The 15,528-nt window shown below is 64.6% G+C and carries 13 protein-coding genes; 1 reads left to right on the forward strand and 12 read right to left on the reverse strand.

Annotated elements, in window-relative coordinates:
- Positions 1–284: 284 nt before the first annotated feature.
- From thiL to glyA, 7 genes are all read right to left on the reverse strand, one after another.
- On the reverse strand, positions 285–1,286 hold the full coding sequence (gene thiL, locus V5279_RS25715) for a thiamine-phosphate kinase (protein WP_338689186.1): 1,002 nt from the start codon (positions 1,284–1,286) through the stop codon (positions 285–287).
- Between the two features lie 138 nt (positions 1,287–1,424).
- Positions 1,425–1,919 (reverse strand): transcription antitermination factor NusB, encoded by a 495-nt coding sequence (gene nusB / locus V5279_RS25720; RefSeq protein ID WP_166296910.1) that lies wholly within the window; start codon positions 1,917–1,919, stop codon positions 1,425–1,427.
- A 2-nt stretch (positions 1,920–1,921) separates the two neighbouring features.
- Complete coding sequence (ribH, locus tag V5279_RS25725; protein ID WP_166205512.1) at positions 1,922–2,413, reverse strand: 6,7-dimethyl-8-ribityllumazine synthase; 492 nt, start codon at positions 2,411–2,413, stop codon at positions 1,922–1,924.
- A 235-nt stretch (positions 2,414–2,648) separates the two neighbouring features.
- Positions 2,649–3,257 carry a riboflavin synthase gene (locus tag V5279_RS25730; protein ID WP_338689191.1) on the reverse strand — a complete coding sequence of 203 codons (609 nt, stop codon included), beginning with the start codon at positions 3,255–3,257 and terminating at the stop codon, positions 2,649–2,651.
- Positions 3,257–4,417 carry a bifunctional diaminohydroxyphosphoribosylaminopyrimidine deaminase/5-amino-6-(5-phosphoribosylamino)uracil reductase RibD gene (ribD, locus tag V5279_RS25735; protein ID WP_338689193.1) on the reverse strand — a complete coding sequence of 387 codons (1,161 nt, stop codon included), beginning with the start codon at positions 4,415–4,417 and terminating at the stop codon, positions 3,257–3,259. Before ribD ends, V5279_RS25730 begins: the two co-directional genes overlap by 1 nt.
- Positions 4,414–4,896: a transcriptional regulator NrdR gene (gene nrdR, locus V5279_RS25740; protein WP_029081130.1), complete on the reverse strand. Its 483-nt coding sequence runs from the start codon at positions 4,894–4,896 to the stop codon at positions 4,414–4,416. The genes ribD and nrdR overlap by 4 nt, the downstream gene beginning before the upstream one ends.
- 25 nt (positions 4,897–4,921) lie before the next feature.
- The gene (gene glyA, locus V5279_RS25745; RefSeq protein WP_338689197.1) at positions 4,922–6,223 is read right to left on the reverse strand and encodes a serine hydroxymethyltransferase; all 1,302 of its coding nucleotides are present in this window, start codon (positions 6,221–6,223) and stop codon (positions 4,922–4,924) included.
- Between the two features lie 621 nt (positions 6,224–6,844).
- Here glyA and V5279_RS25750 point away from each other — a divergent pair.
- Entirely contained in the window at positions 6,845–9,121 is a 2,277-nt protein-coding gene (locus V5279_RS25750) for a TonB-dependent siderophore receptor (protein WP_338689199.1), read from the forward strand.
- 194 nt (positions 9,122–9,315) lie between these two features.
- On the opposite strand, the gene V5279_RS25755 is transcribed toward V5279_RS25750, so the two are convergent.
- The 5 genes from V5279_RS25755 to V5279_RS25775 all read right to left on the reverse strand — a co-directional run bounded on the left by V5279_RS25755 (position 9,316) and on the right by V5279_RS25775 (position 15,344).
- The gene (locus V5279_RS25755; protein ID WP_338689201.1) at positions 9,316–10,815 is read right to left on the reverse strand and encodes a tripartite tricarboxylate transporter permease; all 1,500 of its coding nucleotides are present in this window, start codon (positions 10,813–10,815) and stop codon (positions 9,316–9,318) included.
- Positions 10,815–11,312 carry a tripartite tricarboxylate transporter TctB family protein gene (locus V5279_RS25760; protein ID WP_338701384.1) on the reverse strand — a complete coding sequence of 166 codons (498 nt, stop codon included), beginning with the start codon at positions 11,310–11,312 and terminating at the stop codon, positions 10,815–10,817. Before V5279_RS25760 ends, V5279_RS25755 begins: the two co-directional genes overlap by 1 nt.
- Entirely contained in the window at positions 11,312–12,280 is a 969-nt protein-coding gene (locus V5279_RS25765) for a tripartite tricarboxylate transporter substrate binding protein (RefSeq protein ID WP_338689203.1), read from the reverse strand. The genes V5279_RS25760 and V5279_RS25765 overlap by 1 nt, the downstream gene beginning before the upstream one ends.
- A gap of 2,591 nt (positions 12,281–14,871) precedes the next feature.
- Positions 14,872–15,093 (reverse strand): hypothetical protein, encoded by a 222-nt coding sequence (locus tag V5279_RS25770; RefSeq protein WP_021078384.1) that lies wholly within the window; start codon positions 15,091–15,093, stop codon positions 14,872–14,874.
- A gap of 20 nt (positions 15,094–15,113) precedes the next feature.
- Positions 15,114–15,344, reverse strand: a complete 231-nt coding sequence (locus V5279_RS25775; RefSeq protein ID WP_338689212.1) for a hypothetical protein — start codon at positions 15,342–15,344, stop codon at positions 15,114–15,116.
- Between the last annotated feature and the right edge of the window lie 184 nt (positions 15,345–15,528).

Here is a 15,528-nt window from a genome sequence, read left to right on the forward strand (position 1 = left end):
TCTTGTGCCGCTAGGGGGCGGCAGGCGCTTATTTTGCGAGGACAATCCTCCCCAAGAACGGATTGCCTCAAATCGGGCGCGACCTTGCCAAAATCGTTACCGCTGTGCAACGCCACCTGTGGCCGAAAACGCCGATATCGGCAGCTATTTAGAAGGAAAATCGGCGCCGTCAGGCGCAGCAGTTCTAGAACCTTCCGTTCCGATCGAATCGGAACGGGGCTCTAGATTCCTGTATTGACGCGTTTTCTTCACGCGAACCGGTGCCCACTTCGCTCGAAAACGCTTTAAAAATGGCTGTAGGACAGCCGCTTCAGCGCCAGTTCCCTGCCCTGTCCGTCAAGGAAGCTCGGCGGCGATGAGCCTGCGATGAGGCCGCCGATGGCGGTCACCGCGACCTTGGCCTGCCGTGCCTCCCGCACAAAGGCGGCCACGCGATCGCCCGGGACCGCGCACAGGATCTCGTAATCGTCGCCGCCGGCCACCAGGGTCTCGAACCCGATCGCCTTGCGCGCGAGGAGCCCCGCGGCCGCTGATGACAACGGGATGCTCGGCGCGTTGATCACGGCCGTCACACCACTAGCTGCGCAAAGCTTGGCCAGATCGCCGGCGAGACCATCGGACACGTCCATCGCCGCGCTGGCGTGGGCGCGGACGGCATTGGCCAATGCGTTGCGCGGCTGCGGTACACGGTAGCGGGCGGCAAGAAAATCCCGGCCGGCGGCATCGTCCGCCAGATCAGCCGCGACCGGACCGCCCTGGAGCACATCGAGCCCGAGCGCGGCATCCCCGATCGTGCCGGTCACGAACAGGCGGTCGCCGGCCCTTGCCCCCGCGCGATGCACCATCTTGCCCTGCGGCAGCCGGCCGAACGCGGTGATCGAGATCATCAGCGGCCCCGGCGTCGACACCGTGTCGCCGCCGAGCAGCGGGCAGCCGTAATGGCTGGCGTCCTCGCCGAGCGCCCAGGCAAACGGCTTGAGCCAGGCCTCCTCGGCGCGGCGCAGCGCCAGCGTCAGCACGAAGCCCGCGGGCGCAGCGCCCTTGGCCGCGATGTCGGAGAGGTTCACCCGCAGCGCCTTGCGCGCCAGCGTGTCGGGCGGATCACCGCTGAGGAAATGCACGCCCTCGACGATGGCATCGGTGGTGACCACGATGTCCTCGCCGGCCGCCCGCAGCGCGGCGGCATCATCGTCGAGCCCGAACGCACCCGGATCACTCGCCAGCGGCTTGAAATAGCGCGCGATGAGGGAATCTTCGCCGGAGGGATTGTCGTGACGCTCTGTCATGTCGCGCGCCTTACCCTCAGCTCTGTCATCGCCCGGCTTGACCGGGCGATCCAGTACGCCGCGGAAGCTTGTTGCCAATAATCGCCGCGGCGTCCTGGATCACCCGCATGCGCGGGTGATGACGGCGGAATACGTGGTTCAGCCCCGCACAAACTCATCGCCGCGGAACTGGCGCGCGATCTGGTCGAGCACGGCGTTGACCATGCCGGTCTCGTCCTTCTCGACAAAGGCGTGCGCGACGTCGACATATTCGGACACCACGACGCGGCCCGGCACGTCCCTGCGATGTTCGAGCTCGTAGGAACCGGCGCGCAGCACCGCGCGCAAAATCGCGTCGATCCGCTTCAGCGGCCAGCCCTTCGACAGCGCCTCGTCGATCAGGGGATCGAGCTTGGCCTGGTCGCGCACCACGCCGGAGACGACATCGCGGAAGAACGCCGCTTCCGCCGGCAGATATTTCTCGCCCTCGACCTCGTTGCCGAGCCAATGGCTCTCGAACTCGGCGAAGATGTCGTTGATACCCGCGCCACCAATGTCCATCTGGTAGAGCGCCTGCACGGCTGCGAGCCGTGCGGCGCCGCGCCGGTTGGCTTTCCGGTCGGGGGCTTTCGCGGGCTTCTTGCTGTCAGGCATGGTCAGGCCTTTGCCAGGCGGCGTTTGATCCGCAGCATCGCGATCGCCGCGCGCGCCGCGTCGCCGCCCTTGTTCAACTCGCTGGCGCGCGCCCGCGCCCAGGCCTGCGCCTCGGTGTTGACGGTGAGGATGCCGTTGCCGAGCGGGAATTTCCGACTCACGGCCAGATCCATCAATCCGCGCGAGGACTCCTGCGAGACGATCTCGAAATGGATGGTGTCGCCGCGCACCACGCAGCCGAGCGCGATCGCCGCGTCATAGGGCTTGCCGTTCGCCGCCGCCGCATCGATCGCAATCGCGATTGCAGCCGGAATCTCCAGCGCGCCCGGCACCGTGATCACGTCGTGGGTGGCACCCGCGGTCTTCAGCTCGGCGAGCGCGCCTTCCAGCAGCGCATCCTGGATGTCGTCATAAAACCGTGCCTCGACGATCAGCACGCGAGCGCCTGTGATGTCGGTCTGGTCCTTCAGGGGTGCGCGCCGCGCGTCAGCCATTTACGTATCCATATCATTTTGTTGACATTTACCGATAACGTTGAATGTCAACGTTTCGCGAGTTTGTAGTCGCCTCAACGACTGAAGCCAAGCAGGAATGCTCTCGCAATGTCATTCCGGGGCGATGCGTAAGCATCGCACCCGGAATCTCGAGATTCCCAGATGCACAATTGTGCATCTGCGGTCTGGTCCTTCGGACCATCCCGGAATGACCGCTAGGATGACGGCCAGGCCGTCACTTCATCTCCGCCAGCCGTGCCGCGTAGCGGGCCATCAGATCGACCTCGATATTGACCTCGCTGCCGGCCTTCCAGCCGCTCAGGGTGGTGACGGCGAGCGTGTGCGGGATGATCAGCACCGAGAACGTGACGTCGTCGACCGTATTCACGGTCAGCGACACGCCGTCCAGCGTGACCGATCCCTTCGCCGCGATGAAACGCGCCAGTTCGCGGGCGGTTCGAAGCTCGAACCGCGCCATGTCGGGCAGATCGTCGCGCTTGACGATGGTGGCGATGCCGTCGGCATGCCCGGCCACGATGTGACCGCCGAGTTCGTCGCCGATCTTGAGCGCCCGCTCGAGATTAAGCCGACCGCCCTGCGCCCAGTGCTTGGCGGTGGTCATGCCGAGCGTCTCGGCCGCGGCATCGACGTCGAACCAGGTCTTGCCATCCGCGGTGCCGGAGGCGACCACGGTGAGGCAGACGCCATCGCAGGCGATCGAGGCGCCGTCGGCGATCGTGGTCTGGTCGTAGTCGCAGGCAATCCGCATCCGGTGCAGCTGCCCCTGCGCCACCGGCTTCAGGCTGGTGATCTCACCGATATCGGTGACAATTCCGGTAAACATTACGCACGCTCGTAGATAGTTAGACTGTCGTTATCGAGGGTTTCGCTAGCACGAACCTTGAAGCCCGGCGACTGCGTGATTGCGTCGAGCGGCAATGCGTCCAGCGCGGGAACGCCGTCGGCGCCGATCATATCAGGTCCGCGCAACAGCCAGATTTCATCGACAAGACCGGCTGCAATGAAAGAACCTGCTACCCGCGCCCCGCCCTCAATCATCAGCCGCGTTATCCCCTTCTCCGCCAGCGCATGCAACACCGCCGGCAGGTCGAGCCCCACGGGCGCGCCGGATGCAACGCGGATCACCTCTGCCCCGGCAGCACCAAGCTTCATCGCGGCCGGCGCCTCCGCAAGATCAGAGGTCATCACCCAGAGCGGCGTTGCGCGCGCCGAATGCACCAGGCGGCTGTCGCCTGATATGCGCAGCGCGCGATCCAGCACCACCCGCACCGGCGAGCGCGCCGCCATGCCGGGCAACCGGCAGGTCAAGAGCGGATCGTCGGCTCTGACCGTGCCGATGCCGACCAGGATCGCGTCGCACTGCGCGCGCAAAAGATGCACGCGCCTCCGTGCGGCCTCGCCGGTGATTGCAACCGGCCTGTGGCCGCCGGCTGCGATCTTGTCGTCGGCGGACACCGCGAGCTTGAGGATGACATGCGGGCGCTTGTCGCGGATGCGGCGGAAGTGTCCGGCATGGTCGCGCGCCGCCTCCGCCGCACACAGCCCGACATCGACCGCAATCCCGGCGGCGCGCAGCTTGGCGTGTCCCTTCCCGGCGACTTCCGGGTTGGGATCCTCGATCGCGGAGACCACGCGGGCGAGCCCGGCCGCAACGACGGCATCCGCACAGGGCGGCGAGCGGCCGAAATGCGAGCAGGGTTCGAGCGTGACATAGAGCGTCGCGCCACGCGCGGCCTCTCCGGCGCGCCGGAGCGCCTCGACCTCGGCATGCGGGCGGCCGCCCGGCTGGGTCCAGCCGCGGCCGACGATCACGCCGTCCTTGACGATGACGGCGCCGACCGCCGGATTGGGCCAGGTGCGCCCGAGCCCGCGCCGGCCGAGCGCCAGCGCAAGCTGCATGAAGCGCGGATCGGCGGCCTTGGCCGTCTCCTTGGCCTCTTTGGCTTTCTGCCCGAGCTGCTCTTCCAGAATCCGGAAGATCATTTTCGCAACGTCGCGACCCGCGGGTCCTCTTCGCCGGTCAGCTCGTCGAGCACGGCCTCGAAGTCCTTGGCCTCGCGGAAATTACGATAGACCGAGGCGAAGCGCACATAGGCAACGTCGTCGAGCTGGCGCAGATGCTCCATCACGATCTCGCCGATCGCCTCCGAGGAGACCTCCGCCTCGCCGCCGCTTTCGAGCTCGCGCACGATGGTCGACACCATCTTCTCCACCCGCTCCGACTCCACCGGGCGCTTGCGCAAGGAGATCTGCAGCGAGCGAACCAGCTTGTCGCGGTCGAACGGCACGCGGCGGCCGTTGCGCTTGATGACGGTCAGCTCGCGCAGCTGCACCCGCTCGAAGGTCGTGAAGCGGAAGTTGCAGGCCATGCAAACGCGCCGCCTGCGGATGACAGCGGAGTCCTCAGTCGGACGCGAGTCCTTGACCTGCGTATCGAGAGAATTGCAGCTCGGACAACGCATTCGACGAGACCCTTACGAGCGAACTCTACTGGTAGATCGGGAAGCGATCGGTCAGCGCCTTGACGCGTTCCTTGATCGCGGCCTCGACCAGCGGCGCCTTGCCGTCCGGCGACTGCGCCAGCGCGTTGAGCACTTCCGCGATCATGCCGCCGACCTGCTTGAACTCGGCGACGCCGAAGCCGCGCGTGGTCGCAGCCGGCGTGCCGAGACGCAGGCCCGAGGTGACGAACGGCTTTTCGGGATCGAACGGGATGCCGTTCTTGTTGCAGGTGATGGCGGCGCGCACCAGCGCCTTCTCCGAGATGTTGCCCTTCAGCCCCTTCGGCCTGAGGTCGACCAGCATCAGATGGTTGTCGGTGCCGCCGGAGACGATGTCGAGACCGTGGCTGCGCAGCGTCTCCGCCAGCGCCTTGGCGTTCTCGACCACGTTCTTGGCGTAGACCTTGAAGTCGGGCCGCAGCGCTTCCGCGAACGCCACCGCCTTGGCGGCGATCACGTGCATCAGCGGGCCGCCCTGCAGGCCGGGGAAGATCGCCGAGTTCAGCTTCTTCGCCAGCGTCTCGTCATTGGTCAGGATCAGGCCGCCGCGCGGACCGCGCAGCGACTTGTGCGTCGTCGTGGTGGTGACGTGGGCGTGCGGCACCGGCGATGCATGCACGCCGCCGGCCACGAGGCCCGCGAAATGCGCCATGTCGACCAGCAGATACGCGCCGACGCTGTCGGCGATCTCGCGGAAACGCTTGAAGTCCCAGGCGCGCGAATAGGCCGAGCCGCCGGCGATGATCAGCTTCGGCTTCACCTGCTCGGCCTGCTTCTGGACCTCGTCCATGTCGATCAGCTGGTCCTCGCGGCGCACGGTGTAGTGCGCGGCCTTGAACCACTTGCCGGACATGTTGACCGGCGAGCCGTGGGTGAGATGTCCGCCGGCCGCGAGGTCGAGACCCATGAAGGTGTCGCCGGGCTGCAGCAGCGCCAGAAACACCGCCTGGTTCATCTGGCTGCCGGAGTTCGCCTGGACGTTGGCGAAGCCGGCGCCGAACAGCTTCTTGGCGCGCTCGATCGCCAGGGTCTCGGCGACGTCGACCCACTCGCAACCGCCGTAATAGCGCGCGCCCGGATAACCTTCCGCGTATTTGTTGGTCATCACCGAGCCCTGCGCCTCCAGCACGGCGCGGCTCACGATGTTTTCCGAGGCGATCAGCTCGATCTCATGGCGTTGCCGGCCGAGCTCGCCCTTGATCGCGGCGGCGATCTCGGGATCGGCCTCGGCGAGACCAGCCGTGAAGAAGGAATCGGGCGCGGAAGCGGTTTTGGAGGACGAGGTCATCGGCGAAATATCTCCACCGCCGCAAGCCCTTAGGCAGGATGCGGACGGTCACGAGTGGCGGTCGAAGCTGGTTTCAGAGCGTTATCACATCGCCCCAAAATGGCCAAGCGGTTGCGGTCCCCGGCGGTCAATTATGCCAGATATGGTGGGGATGGCGGGGATTGCCAGCGGCCGGGCCGGCCCCGCCGTCCGGGTTCCAGGCGCCCGGCGCGGCATGGCTGCGGCGCCCCGTGAGAGCGGACGAGCCCCCTGCCCGATTGCCCGAACTTGCGGACTGATCACTCCGGTGTTCGTCTGCCTGAACTGTTCGTCACCCTCGCGCGTCGCGAGACACGATCACCCATTCACGCGACTTGCGAACCTCTCGATCACAACGCCTGCGATGGCGATGCATCGAGTCAACGCGACGATTTTGAATCGTTCGATTTTTGAATCGCTCAACACTGGATCGATTCAAAGCACTCACGCGACGCGTGCAATTGTCTGTCGCACTCCGTTGTCTCGCGGTCACACACACGCGCATTGCGCACAGCTTCGATAGCTTCTAACCGCGCGCGGGCTGTTCCCGAAAATCATCGTGATAACGACTCGCTCGAGAATTTTTTACGGAGCGTGGAATAAATGTCGTGCAGGTGTATTGGGTCGAGGCAGCTCGCTGTTTCGGCAACGGTGGTGCTTTCGCTTGTTGGTGCGGACGAGGTCTTCGCCCAGACGCAATTGCCGTCCGTGACCGTCGAGGCGCCGCACCGGCAGGCGGCGCGATCGCAACAGCCCTCGCAACGCACCACGCGTGCGCGAAGTGCCGCGCGCCGCGCCCCGACCGCGCCTTCGGGAGCGCAGCCACAAATCGCACAGCAAGCCGCCGGCGCAGGCGGCGGACTCGAACGCGCCAATGGTCCGGTCACCGGCTATCTGGCGCGGCAGAGCTCAAGCGGCACCAAGACCAGCACGCCGATCATCCAGACGCCGCAATCGGTGACGGTGATCAGCGCCGAGCAGATCCGCGACCAGAAGATCGTCAGCAAGTTCGACGAGGTGCTGCGCTACACGCCGGGCGTGGTCGGCGGCACCTACGGCGCCGACTTCCGCAACGACTGGTTCTTGATCCGCGGCTTCCCCGCGCAGAACGAGTCGCTGTTCCTTGATGGGTTGCAGCTGTTCTACACTTCCTATGCGAGCTGGAAGCTGCAGCCCTTCAATCTCGAGCGCGTCGAGGTGCTGCGCGGTCCGTCCGGCATCCTGTACGGCGGCTCGGCGCCGGGCGGCCTCGTCAACGCAATCAGCAAGCTGCCGTCGGCCGAACCGATCCGCTACATCGAGACCGGCATCAACAATTTCGGCAACGCTTACACCCAGTTCGACATCGGCGGCGCGACGGCGCAGCCCGGCGGCGGGCAAGTGCAGTACCGCCTGGTCGGCCAGGCCCAGGGCGGCGGCACCCAGACCGACTATATCTACGACAACAATTTCTTCTTCGCCCCGTCGGTGACCTGGCGGCCGGATGCCGACACCAGCCTCACCGTGTTCGGCATGGCCTCCCACAGCAACACGCGCGCGCTGAACTTCCTGCCCTATGTCGGCACCGTCACCAACGCGCCGTTCGGCCGGATTCCGACCAGCCTGTTCGTCGGCGATCCCAGCGTCGACCAGTTCCGCCGCGACCAGGAGATGGTCGGCTACCAGTTCCAGAAGAGCGTCTCCGACAGCGTGGACTTCCGCCAGAACACGCGCATGGCGCATGTCGACGTCTACTATGCCGGCCTCTACGGGCTCGGCTACGCGACGACGCCGGCCGCCGCCGACATCGCGCGCGGCAATTTCTACACCCGCGGCATCGCCACCCAGCTCAACCTCGACAACCAACTCGAATATCGCGTCTCGACCGGCGCGCTGCAGCACACGGCTCTCGCCGGCGTCGACCTGAAATATTACGGCATCGACGACCGCCAGGGTTTTGGGATGGGCACGAACCTCAACGTGCTCAATCCGGTCTACGGTACCAATCTTCCGTACAGCGGCGCGCTGTATCAGAACGCCTATCTCACGCAGGGGATGGCCGCAGTCTATCTGCAGGACCAGGTCAAGCTCGACCGCCTGACCGTGGTGCTGTCGGGCCGCCAGGATTGGGTCGACCTCAACAACAACAACCGGATCGGCGCCTCGCAGAGCCGCGACGACAGCAAGTTCTCCGGCCGCGTCGGCGCGATCTACAATTTCGACTTTGGCGTTGCGCCCTATGTCTCCTACATGACCGGCTACAATCCGGTGATCGGCACCAATGCGGCCGGTCAATTGCTGCTGCCGGAGACCTCCGAGCAGACCGAGGTCGGCGTCAAGTACGAACCGGTCGGGCTCAACGCACGGTTCGGCGTCGCGCTGTTCGACCTGAAGCGCAAGAACGCGCTGACCACCGATCCGAACAACACCCTGTTCCAGACCCAGAACGGCGAGGTCACCTCGCGTGGCGTCGAGCTCGAGGCGGTCGCGAATATCACGCGCGACTTCAAGCTGGTTGCGAGCTACACCAACTACGAGCTGTTCGTCAGCAAGGACCTCAACCCCGCGCTGATCGGTACTGTGCCGACCAACACGCCCCGGCAGCTCGCCTCGGTCTGGACCGACTACACCTTCAGCGACGGCCCGCTGCGCGGCTTCGGCCTCGGCGGCGGCATCCGTTACGTCGGCTCGTCCTTTGCGGACCAGGCGAACACCGCGCGCGTCCCCGCCTTCGTGCTGGGCGATCTTGCCCTGCATTACGAATGGGACAACCACTGGCGCGCGGCGCTCAACGTCGTGAACGTAACAGACAGGATCTATGTCGCGAGCTGCGCGACGATCAGCTCCTGCTACTACGGCGATCGCCGCCGCATCACGGCGAGCCTCGCCTACAAGTGGTGAGCTGAACATTCAGTTCACGAAAAACCTGGAAACAGGGAGGCGGCGTTCAGCCACCTCTCTTTTTCGGCTGCTGTCAGGATGGTGTCAGCTAGTCGCGCTAGGTTCGCGCCGCGGCAACATTTGCCGTGCCCAGACTGGCCCGCTCCGAAATGCGAGCCCCGGAGCGGGCCTTTTACAGTCTGTCATGCCGCGGTCTAATCCTCGTTCGCCCTGAACCGCCCCAATCCCTTGAGCACGAACGGCGCCAGCAGCGCGATCAGCGCGATGCCGAGCAGCGTTGCCGACATCGGGCTTTGCAGCAGCACCATGGGATCGCCGAGGCTGATCGCCAGCGCACGGCGCAGCTGGCTTTCGGCGATCGGCCCGAGGATCAAGCCGATCACAACGGGCGCGATCGGGAAATCGAACCGCCGCATCAAAAAGCCCATCACGCCGAACGCTGCCAGCATTGACAGCTCGACGACCGACGGCTTGGCCGCGATCGTGCCCGTGGTGGCGAACACCAGGATGCCGGCATACAGCCAGGGCTGCGGGATTGCGAGCAGCCGCACCCACAGCCCGACCAGCGGCAGGTTGAGCACAAGCAGCATGCCGTTGGCGATGAACAGGCTCGCGATCAGGCCCCACACCAGATCGGGCCGCTCGGCGAACAGCAGCGGCCCCGGATTGAGGCCGTATTGCTGAAAGCCCGCCAGCATCATCGCTGCGGTCGCCGAGGTCGGAAGCCCGAGCGTCAGCAGCGGCACCAGCGTGCCGGCGGCGGACGCATTGTTGGCGGCCTCCGGTCCGGCGACGCCTTCGATCGCGCCCTTGCCGAATTCCTCCGGATGCTTCGTCAGCCGCCGCTCGGTGGAATAGGACAGGAAGGTCGGGATCTCCGCGCCGCCGGCTGGCAGTGCGCCGATCGGAAAACCGAACAGCGTGCCGCGCAGCCATGGCTTCCACGAGCGCCGCCAGTCCTCCTTCGTCATCCACAGTGAACCGCGCACCGGCTCGAGCTTCTCCTCGGCGTGATGGCGGCGCGAGGCGACATAGAGCGCTTCGCCCACCGCAAACAGACCAACCGCCAGCGTCGTCACCTCGACGCCGTCGAGCAGCTCGGGGATGCCGAACGCAAGCCGCGCCTGACCGGTCAGCTTGTCGATGCCGACGAGCCCAAGCGTCAGGCCGATGAACAGGCTGGTGAGGCCGCGGACCGGCGAGTCGCCGAAGGTTGCCGACACCGTGACGAAGGCGACGCACATCAGCGCGAAGTAATCCTCCGGCCCGAATCGAACAGCGAAGTCGACCAGCCATGGCGCGAGGAATGCGAGGCCGATGGTGGCGATGGTGCCGGCCACGAACGAGCCGATCGCCGAGGTCGCCAGCGCCGGGCCGCCGCGGCCGGCCTTGGCCATCTTGTTGCCCTCGAGCGCGGTCGCCATCGACGCGCTCTCGCCCGGCGTGTTGATCAGGATCGCGGTGGTCGAGCCGCCATACATGCCGCCATAATAGATGCCGGCGAACATGATCAGCGAGCCGCCGGGATCGAGCTTGTAGGTCACCGGCAGCAGCAGCGCGACCGTCAGCGCCGGACCGATGCCCGGCAGCACGCCGACCGCGGTGCCGAGGAACACGCCGATCAGCGCATAGAGCAGGTTCATCGGCTGCACGGCGACCGCCATGCCATGCGCCAACGCGGCGAAAGTGTCCATCACAGCAGTCGCTCCAGCGGGCCGGCGGGAAGGCTCAGCGTCAAAAGCTTGTCGAACGCGAGGTAGACCAGCGTCGTGATGACAAGCGCGATCGCGGTGTCGGCCAGGATCGCGCGCCGGCCGAACGCGGCCGACGTGGTCACGAACAGCGCCGAGGTGGCCAAAATGAATCCGCCGCCGAAGCCGATGATGGCGATAAGCAGCGCCAGGCCGCCGATGATCAGCCACACCGGTTTCGGGTCCATGCTCTCGCGCGGCGGCAGGTTGCCGCGCAGCGCATCGAAGAGATTGCCGACCGCAAGAATGACAAGACCGATGGCGATGACAACAGGCATCGCCTCCGGCCCCATTCCGTACATCGTGGTAGCAGGCAGCTTGCTGGCGTCCCACACCAGCACCGCAGCGAGTGCAGCGAGCGCGGCCGCGATCACGATGCCCGCGCGATCGACGCGCCTCGCCGGCGCGTGCGGCAGATTGTCGGAAGCGCTGTCCGGCATCATGACTTCACGAGGCCGACCGACTTCAGCACCTCGGTGACACGCGTAATCTCCTTCTTGAGGAAATCCGCGAAGGCATCGCCGCCGAGATAGGCGTCATCCCAGCCCTTCTGCTTCAGGATCTCCTTCCAGGCATCGGACTTCACCATCTTCTCGACCGCATCGCTCAGCACCTTGCGCTGCTCCGGCGTGATGCCGGGCGGTGCGACCACCGAGCGCCAATTGGCCAGCACGAGGTCGATGCCCTGCTCCTTGAAGGTCGGGATGTCGACGCCGGGCAAACGCTGCGCCGACGTCACGCCGAGCGCGCGCAGCTTGCCGGCCTTGATCTGGCCGTCGTATTCGCTGAGACCGGAAATGCCGGCCGTGACCTTGCCGCCGAGGATCGCAGCGAGCGACTCGCCGCCGCCGGAGAACGGAATGTAGTTGATCTTCTTCGCATCGGCGCCGACCGTGCCCGCAAACAGTGCCGCCATCACGTGGTCGACCCCGCCGGCCGAGCCGCCGGCAAAGGTCACCTTGGCGATATCGGCCTTCACCGCGGCGGCGAGATCCTGCGCCGTCTTGATCGGCGAGTTGGCTGGCACGACGATGACCTGGATCTCCTCGGTGAGGCGCGCGATCGGCGTCACCTGATCCAGCGTCACCGGCGACTTGTTCATGGCGAGCGCGCCGACCATGACGAAGCCGTTGACCATCATCTGGTTGCCGTCGCCCTTGGCGCCGTTGACGAACTGCGCGATGCCGACGCTGCCGCCGGCGCCGGGAACGTTGGTGACCTGGACGCTGCGCGCTACACCGGCCGCGACCAGCGCCTGCTGCATCGAACGCGCGGTCTGATCCCAGCCGCCGCCGGGCGCCGCCGGCGCCATCAGCTTGAGCTCGAGCTGCTGCGCGGGCGCCGGACCGCTCGCCCCAAGCAATAGCGCGACGACCGCGCCAAACAGGCGCATGTGGGACGAGATCATAGGGCTTCCTCCTGAATTTGCCGATGCAGCCCTTGACCGTCGGCTGCATCCGGGCACGTGGTCACAGCGCCAATCGAAGAGCGCCGTTCCGTCAGGGAAGGAATCGCTCGCCGATCGCGCGTCTGCGCACCCTTAGCGACCATTCGCCACAGTCTTCGGCAAGCCGGAGGGCGCGGCTACCGTGTGCTGCAAATCGCCGCACCTCACCGGTCGGTTTTCGCTTGCCTTGTTTCGAGCGGCTCGCCGCCAGGCCTCGTCGATGTCGGCACAGCTGACGCCACAACCAACATCACACGGCAACGCGCAATCTGCCTCGCTCTCTTGCTGCGCGTGGCACAAAGTGAATAGCACTTCGGATGGGATTAGACCAAAGGACGATACGACCGCACGCCCGGCTGAGGTGCCGTTATATTGATCGGCATATGCCGTGATTTAGAAGCATTCGAGTTGAACGATTTGGCAGATGCAATGACCTATTAGACGTGAGCCAGAGTCACATGGTTGAATGAGCTGGCGCGCGGATCGAAGAATTAATCGGCGGATTTTATTCGGCAGATCGGCGGTACCATTGAGTTACACAGCAACTGGACAGGCCAGGTTCCTCGTTCGGCAAGGAAGCACCGGCTGGATGGTTTATGATCGAGAGCGCAAGGGGCCAGCGCTATTGCAAGATCACAGCCTGGCCGAGAAGCTGACGAGGGAGCAGGCCGAAAAGCTAAAGCGGGCGTTGACGGACCCCGTCATGACGCCGGCGGCAGCGCGTTCGGCTTCTCAGTCACTGACGCCTGCGGGCAAGCCTCGGCCATGAGGAGGTATAATCATCTCGGATACACAATCGGTCCAAAAACCGAAACAGACCGCGAACAAATGACGCCTGTGTTACCTAGTAAGGTATATGAACAGAGTTGGGACATAGCGAACGCGGCGCGGCAAAACCGCGACGCCTCGATGGAGCAAATGGGGCCACGGCGAAATTCGACCTAGGCTACAGAAGCTTAGCCGCCGGCCAACGTCGCGGAACGATCGCAGAACAGCTCCAAAAGCTCCAAATGGCGGATTCGAACGATCCGGCCGAACGTGGAGCCGCTCAACGCAAGCTAGTGGCAAAAGCATAAAACTCGCCAAGGCTGTATTACAGATGACCGCCGAGCAACGTGAAAGCTTGCCCCAGCGTATCCCCTCCCGCGTCATTCTTTTGGTTGCGCCCGCGATCCCCGCCTCGGGCACGAATGTGCGAACGGCGACCCCTTGCGGGGTCGCCGTTTTCCGATGCACTTTCGATGACGCGCGAGCAGCTACGACACGATCGAGAAATTCGCCGCCGTCACCGCTGCAAAATTGAAAATCCGCCTTGGACAAAACGGCCTCGAGAGGCCGGCACTTCAATGAGCGGAAGCGTAGTGTCGGCGCGGCCAGCGTCATAACGAACCGATCACACATTGCCGGTTCCGAATGCGGCATTACGACGCGAGACAGAGACTGACAGTGACATCGCTCACAGCCACGACACGCTGAGGTGGCGCGCATCTTCTCGATCATCACAACGATCTCAGTGCGGTGAATTTTGAACGTGACAGTAGAGCAGCGGACTGCAGACCCGGCTCTCAGAGTTCGAACGAGCGAATTCATCGGTGAGAGGCCGCAACAGAACAACCCGACGGGCAACTCAGCAAAACCTGTCAAGCCCACGCGGTAAAAATATTTCCGTTTATCGGAAAGGAAACTTAGTGTATGAATAACCCGTCTCACCCGATCGAGGGGCGCTGCGCATCGTCACGGGTGTTGCGGTGAGATGCGGTGGACGCGGATCATGCAAGCGACGAACGCATGTGAGGCGGACGGTGAAGTCGTGTGGTCCTGACGCCCTAGCGGCAGGTGTCCCCTTGTAAGACGCAATTGCGTCTTGCGAGGGCGGTGACAAACAAGCCCAGTCTCGCCGGGGAGAGCACGAAGTAAGCCGTAACCCATCGCGCAGGGAAAGCCGGATTGCTCCGGTTACACCTGTGGTCCTACCCCCGTGCTTTCTACCTTTGCACGGGGCCCATGGGTGCGATCGGCACCCGGCTTTCCCTGCGCCCTCTGTTCAACGAGAGGGCGGAACGAGAAGCAAAGCTCGGACAAATCATGTCGCGAGAATGCCGAAGCATAACCCACAGCTGGCGCAACAAATTCGGTGTCGTCCTGGCGAAAGCCAGCACCCATTACCCCAAATCATTGTTGTGCGACGTTGGGGCCACGATCCCGTTCCTCACCAAGTGCGGTGGCTATGGGTCGTGGCTCCCGTGCGCAATTGCGCACTAGGCCAGGACGACGACCGTGTGTGAGGCACCCGCGCCGTCATGCCCGCGAAAGCGGGGCGATCCAGTACGCCGCGGCCTCTCGGCTCAAGCACCGGCGTCTCTGGAATACTGGATCACCCGCTTTCGCGGGTGATGACACCGAACTAGCTGTTTGACAGTTGAATCAGAAACTCACCCCGTCATTGCGAGGAGCAACGCGACGAAGCAATCCATCGCATCGCCACGTTGAACCATGGATTGCTTCGCTTCGCTCGCAATGACGTGGAGACGGTCCGCGAAACCAGGCTGACCTTACAGCCCGGTATACCCGGCCTTCACATGGTCGGTGCTGCCGTCGAGCTGGCGCAGATAGGTCAGCCCGCACACGGTCAGCCGATGCGTATCGCGCTCGCCCGCCTCGAACAGCGTCTGCACATACTCGGTGACCTTCGCCCGCGCTTCGTCGCTCGCAGCGGACGTGCGGTTGAGCAACAGATCATACGTCTGCATGATCCGATCGATCGCGGCTTCCATTGATGTCTCCGGGTTGACGCTCAGGCGACCACCAGCGTCTCGGCCTCGAACTTCGCGATCGCCTTGTTGGCGAGGCGGAGGCGGTTCATCTCACCGCGCTGGAACAGCTTCACGATGATGCTGAGGAGGCGTTCATTGGTGGCGAAAGTGTCGGGAATGGCACCGGATTTGCGCAGATAGTTCGAGGCGATCGCGTAGGCGTCACCGACGACCTCGACATTCAGTACCTCGATCCCGCGTTCGACCAGCATATCCCTGCCTTTCTGTTGGCCAAGGGATAAGCTTCGGGGAACGCCTTGGTTCCTTGCGGGGCCCGATTTATTTTCGCAGGTGCAGCATGAAAAGCGCATCGGCCGGGCATGACCGATGCGTTGACTGGAGGAAGGCTGCCGGTCTTCTGGGCGGCCGGCTTGGCCATCAGGCGAACAAAGGAAG

The organism is Bradyrhizobium sp. 26S5 (assembly GCF_036923295.1).
GTDB classification, from domain to species: domain Bacteria; phylum Pseudomonadota; class Alphaproteobacteria; order Rhizobiales; family Xanthobacteraceae; genus Bradyrhizobium; species Bradyrhizobium septentrionale.

Coding starts and splice junctions, on each gene's coding strand:
- thiL (WP_338689186.1), bottom strand. CDS start 1,286: ATGACAGAGCGTCACGACAATCCCTCCGGCGAAGATTCCCTCATCGCG.
- nusB (WP_166296910.1), bottom strand. CDS start 1,919: ATGCCTGACAGCAAGAAGCCCGCGAAAGCCCCCGACCGGAAAGCCAAC.
- ribH (WP_166205512.1), bottom strand. CDS start 2,413: ATGGCTGACGCGCGGCGCGCACCCCTGAAGGACCAGACCGACATCACA.
- V5279_RS25730 (WP_338689191.1), bottom strand. CDS start 3,257: ATGTTTACCGGAATTGTCACCGATATCGGTGAGATCACCAGCCTGAAG.
- ribD (WP_338689193.1), bottom strand. CDS start 4,417: ATGATCTTCCGGATTCTGGAAGAGCAGCTCGGGCAGAAAGCCAAAGAG.
- nrdR (WP_029081130.1), bottom strand. CDS start 4,896: ATGCGTTGTCCGAGCTGCAATTCTCTCGATACGCAGGTCAAGGACTCG.
- glyA (WP_338689197.1), bottom strand. CDS start 6,223: ATGACCTCGTCCTCCAAAACCGCTTCCGCGCCCGATTCCTTCTTCACG.
- V5279_RS25750 (WP_338689199.1), top strand. CDS start 6,845: ATGTCGTGCAGGTGTATTGGGTCGAGGCAGCTCGCTGTTTCGGCAACG.
- V5279_RS25755 (WP_338689201.1), bottom strand. CDS start 10,815: ATGGACACTTTCGCCGCGTTGGCGCATGGCATGGCGGTCGCCGTGCAG.
- V5279_RS25760 (WP_338701384.1), bottom strand. CDS start 11,312: ATGCCGGACAGCGCTTCCGACAATCTGCCGCACGCGCCGGCGAGGCGC.
- V5279_RS25765 (WP_338689203.1), bottom strand. CDS start 12,280: ATGATCTCGTCCCACATGCGCCTGTTTGGCGCGGTCGTCGCGCTATTG.
- V5279_RS25770 (WP_021078384.1), bottom strand. CDS start 15,093: ATGGAAGCCGCGATCGATCGGATCATGCAGACGTATGATCTGTTGCTC.
- V5279_RS25775 (WP_338689212.1), bottom strand. CDS start 15,344: ATGCTGGTCGAACGCGGGATCGAGGTACTGAATGTCGAGGTCGTCGGT.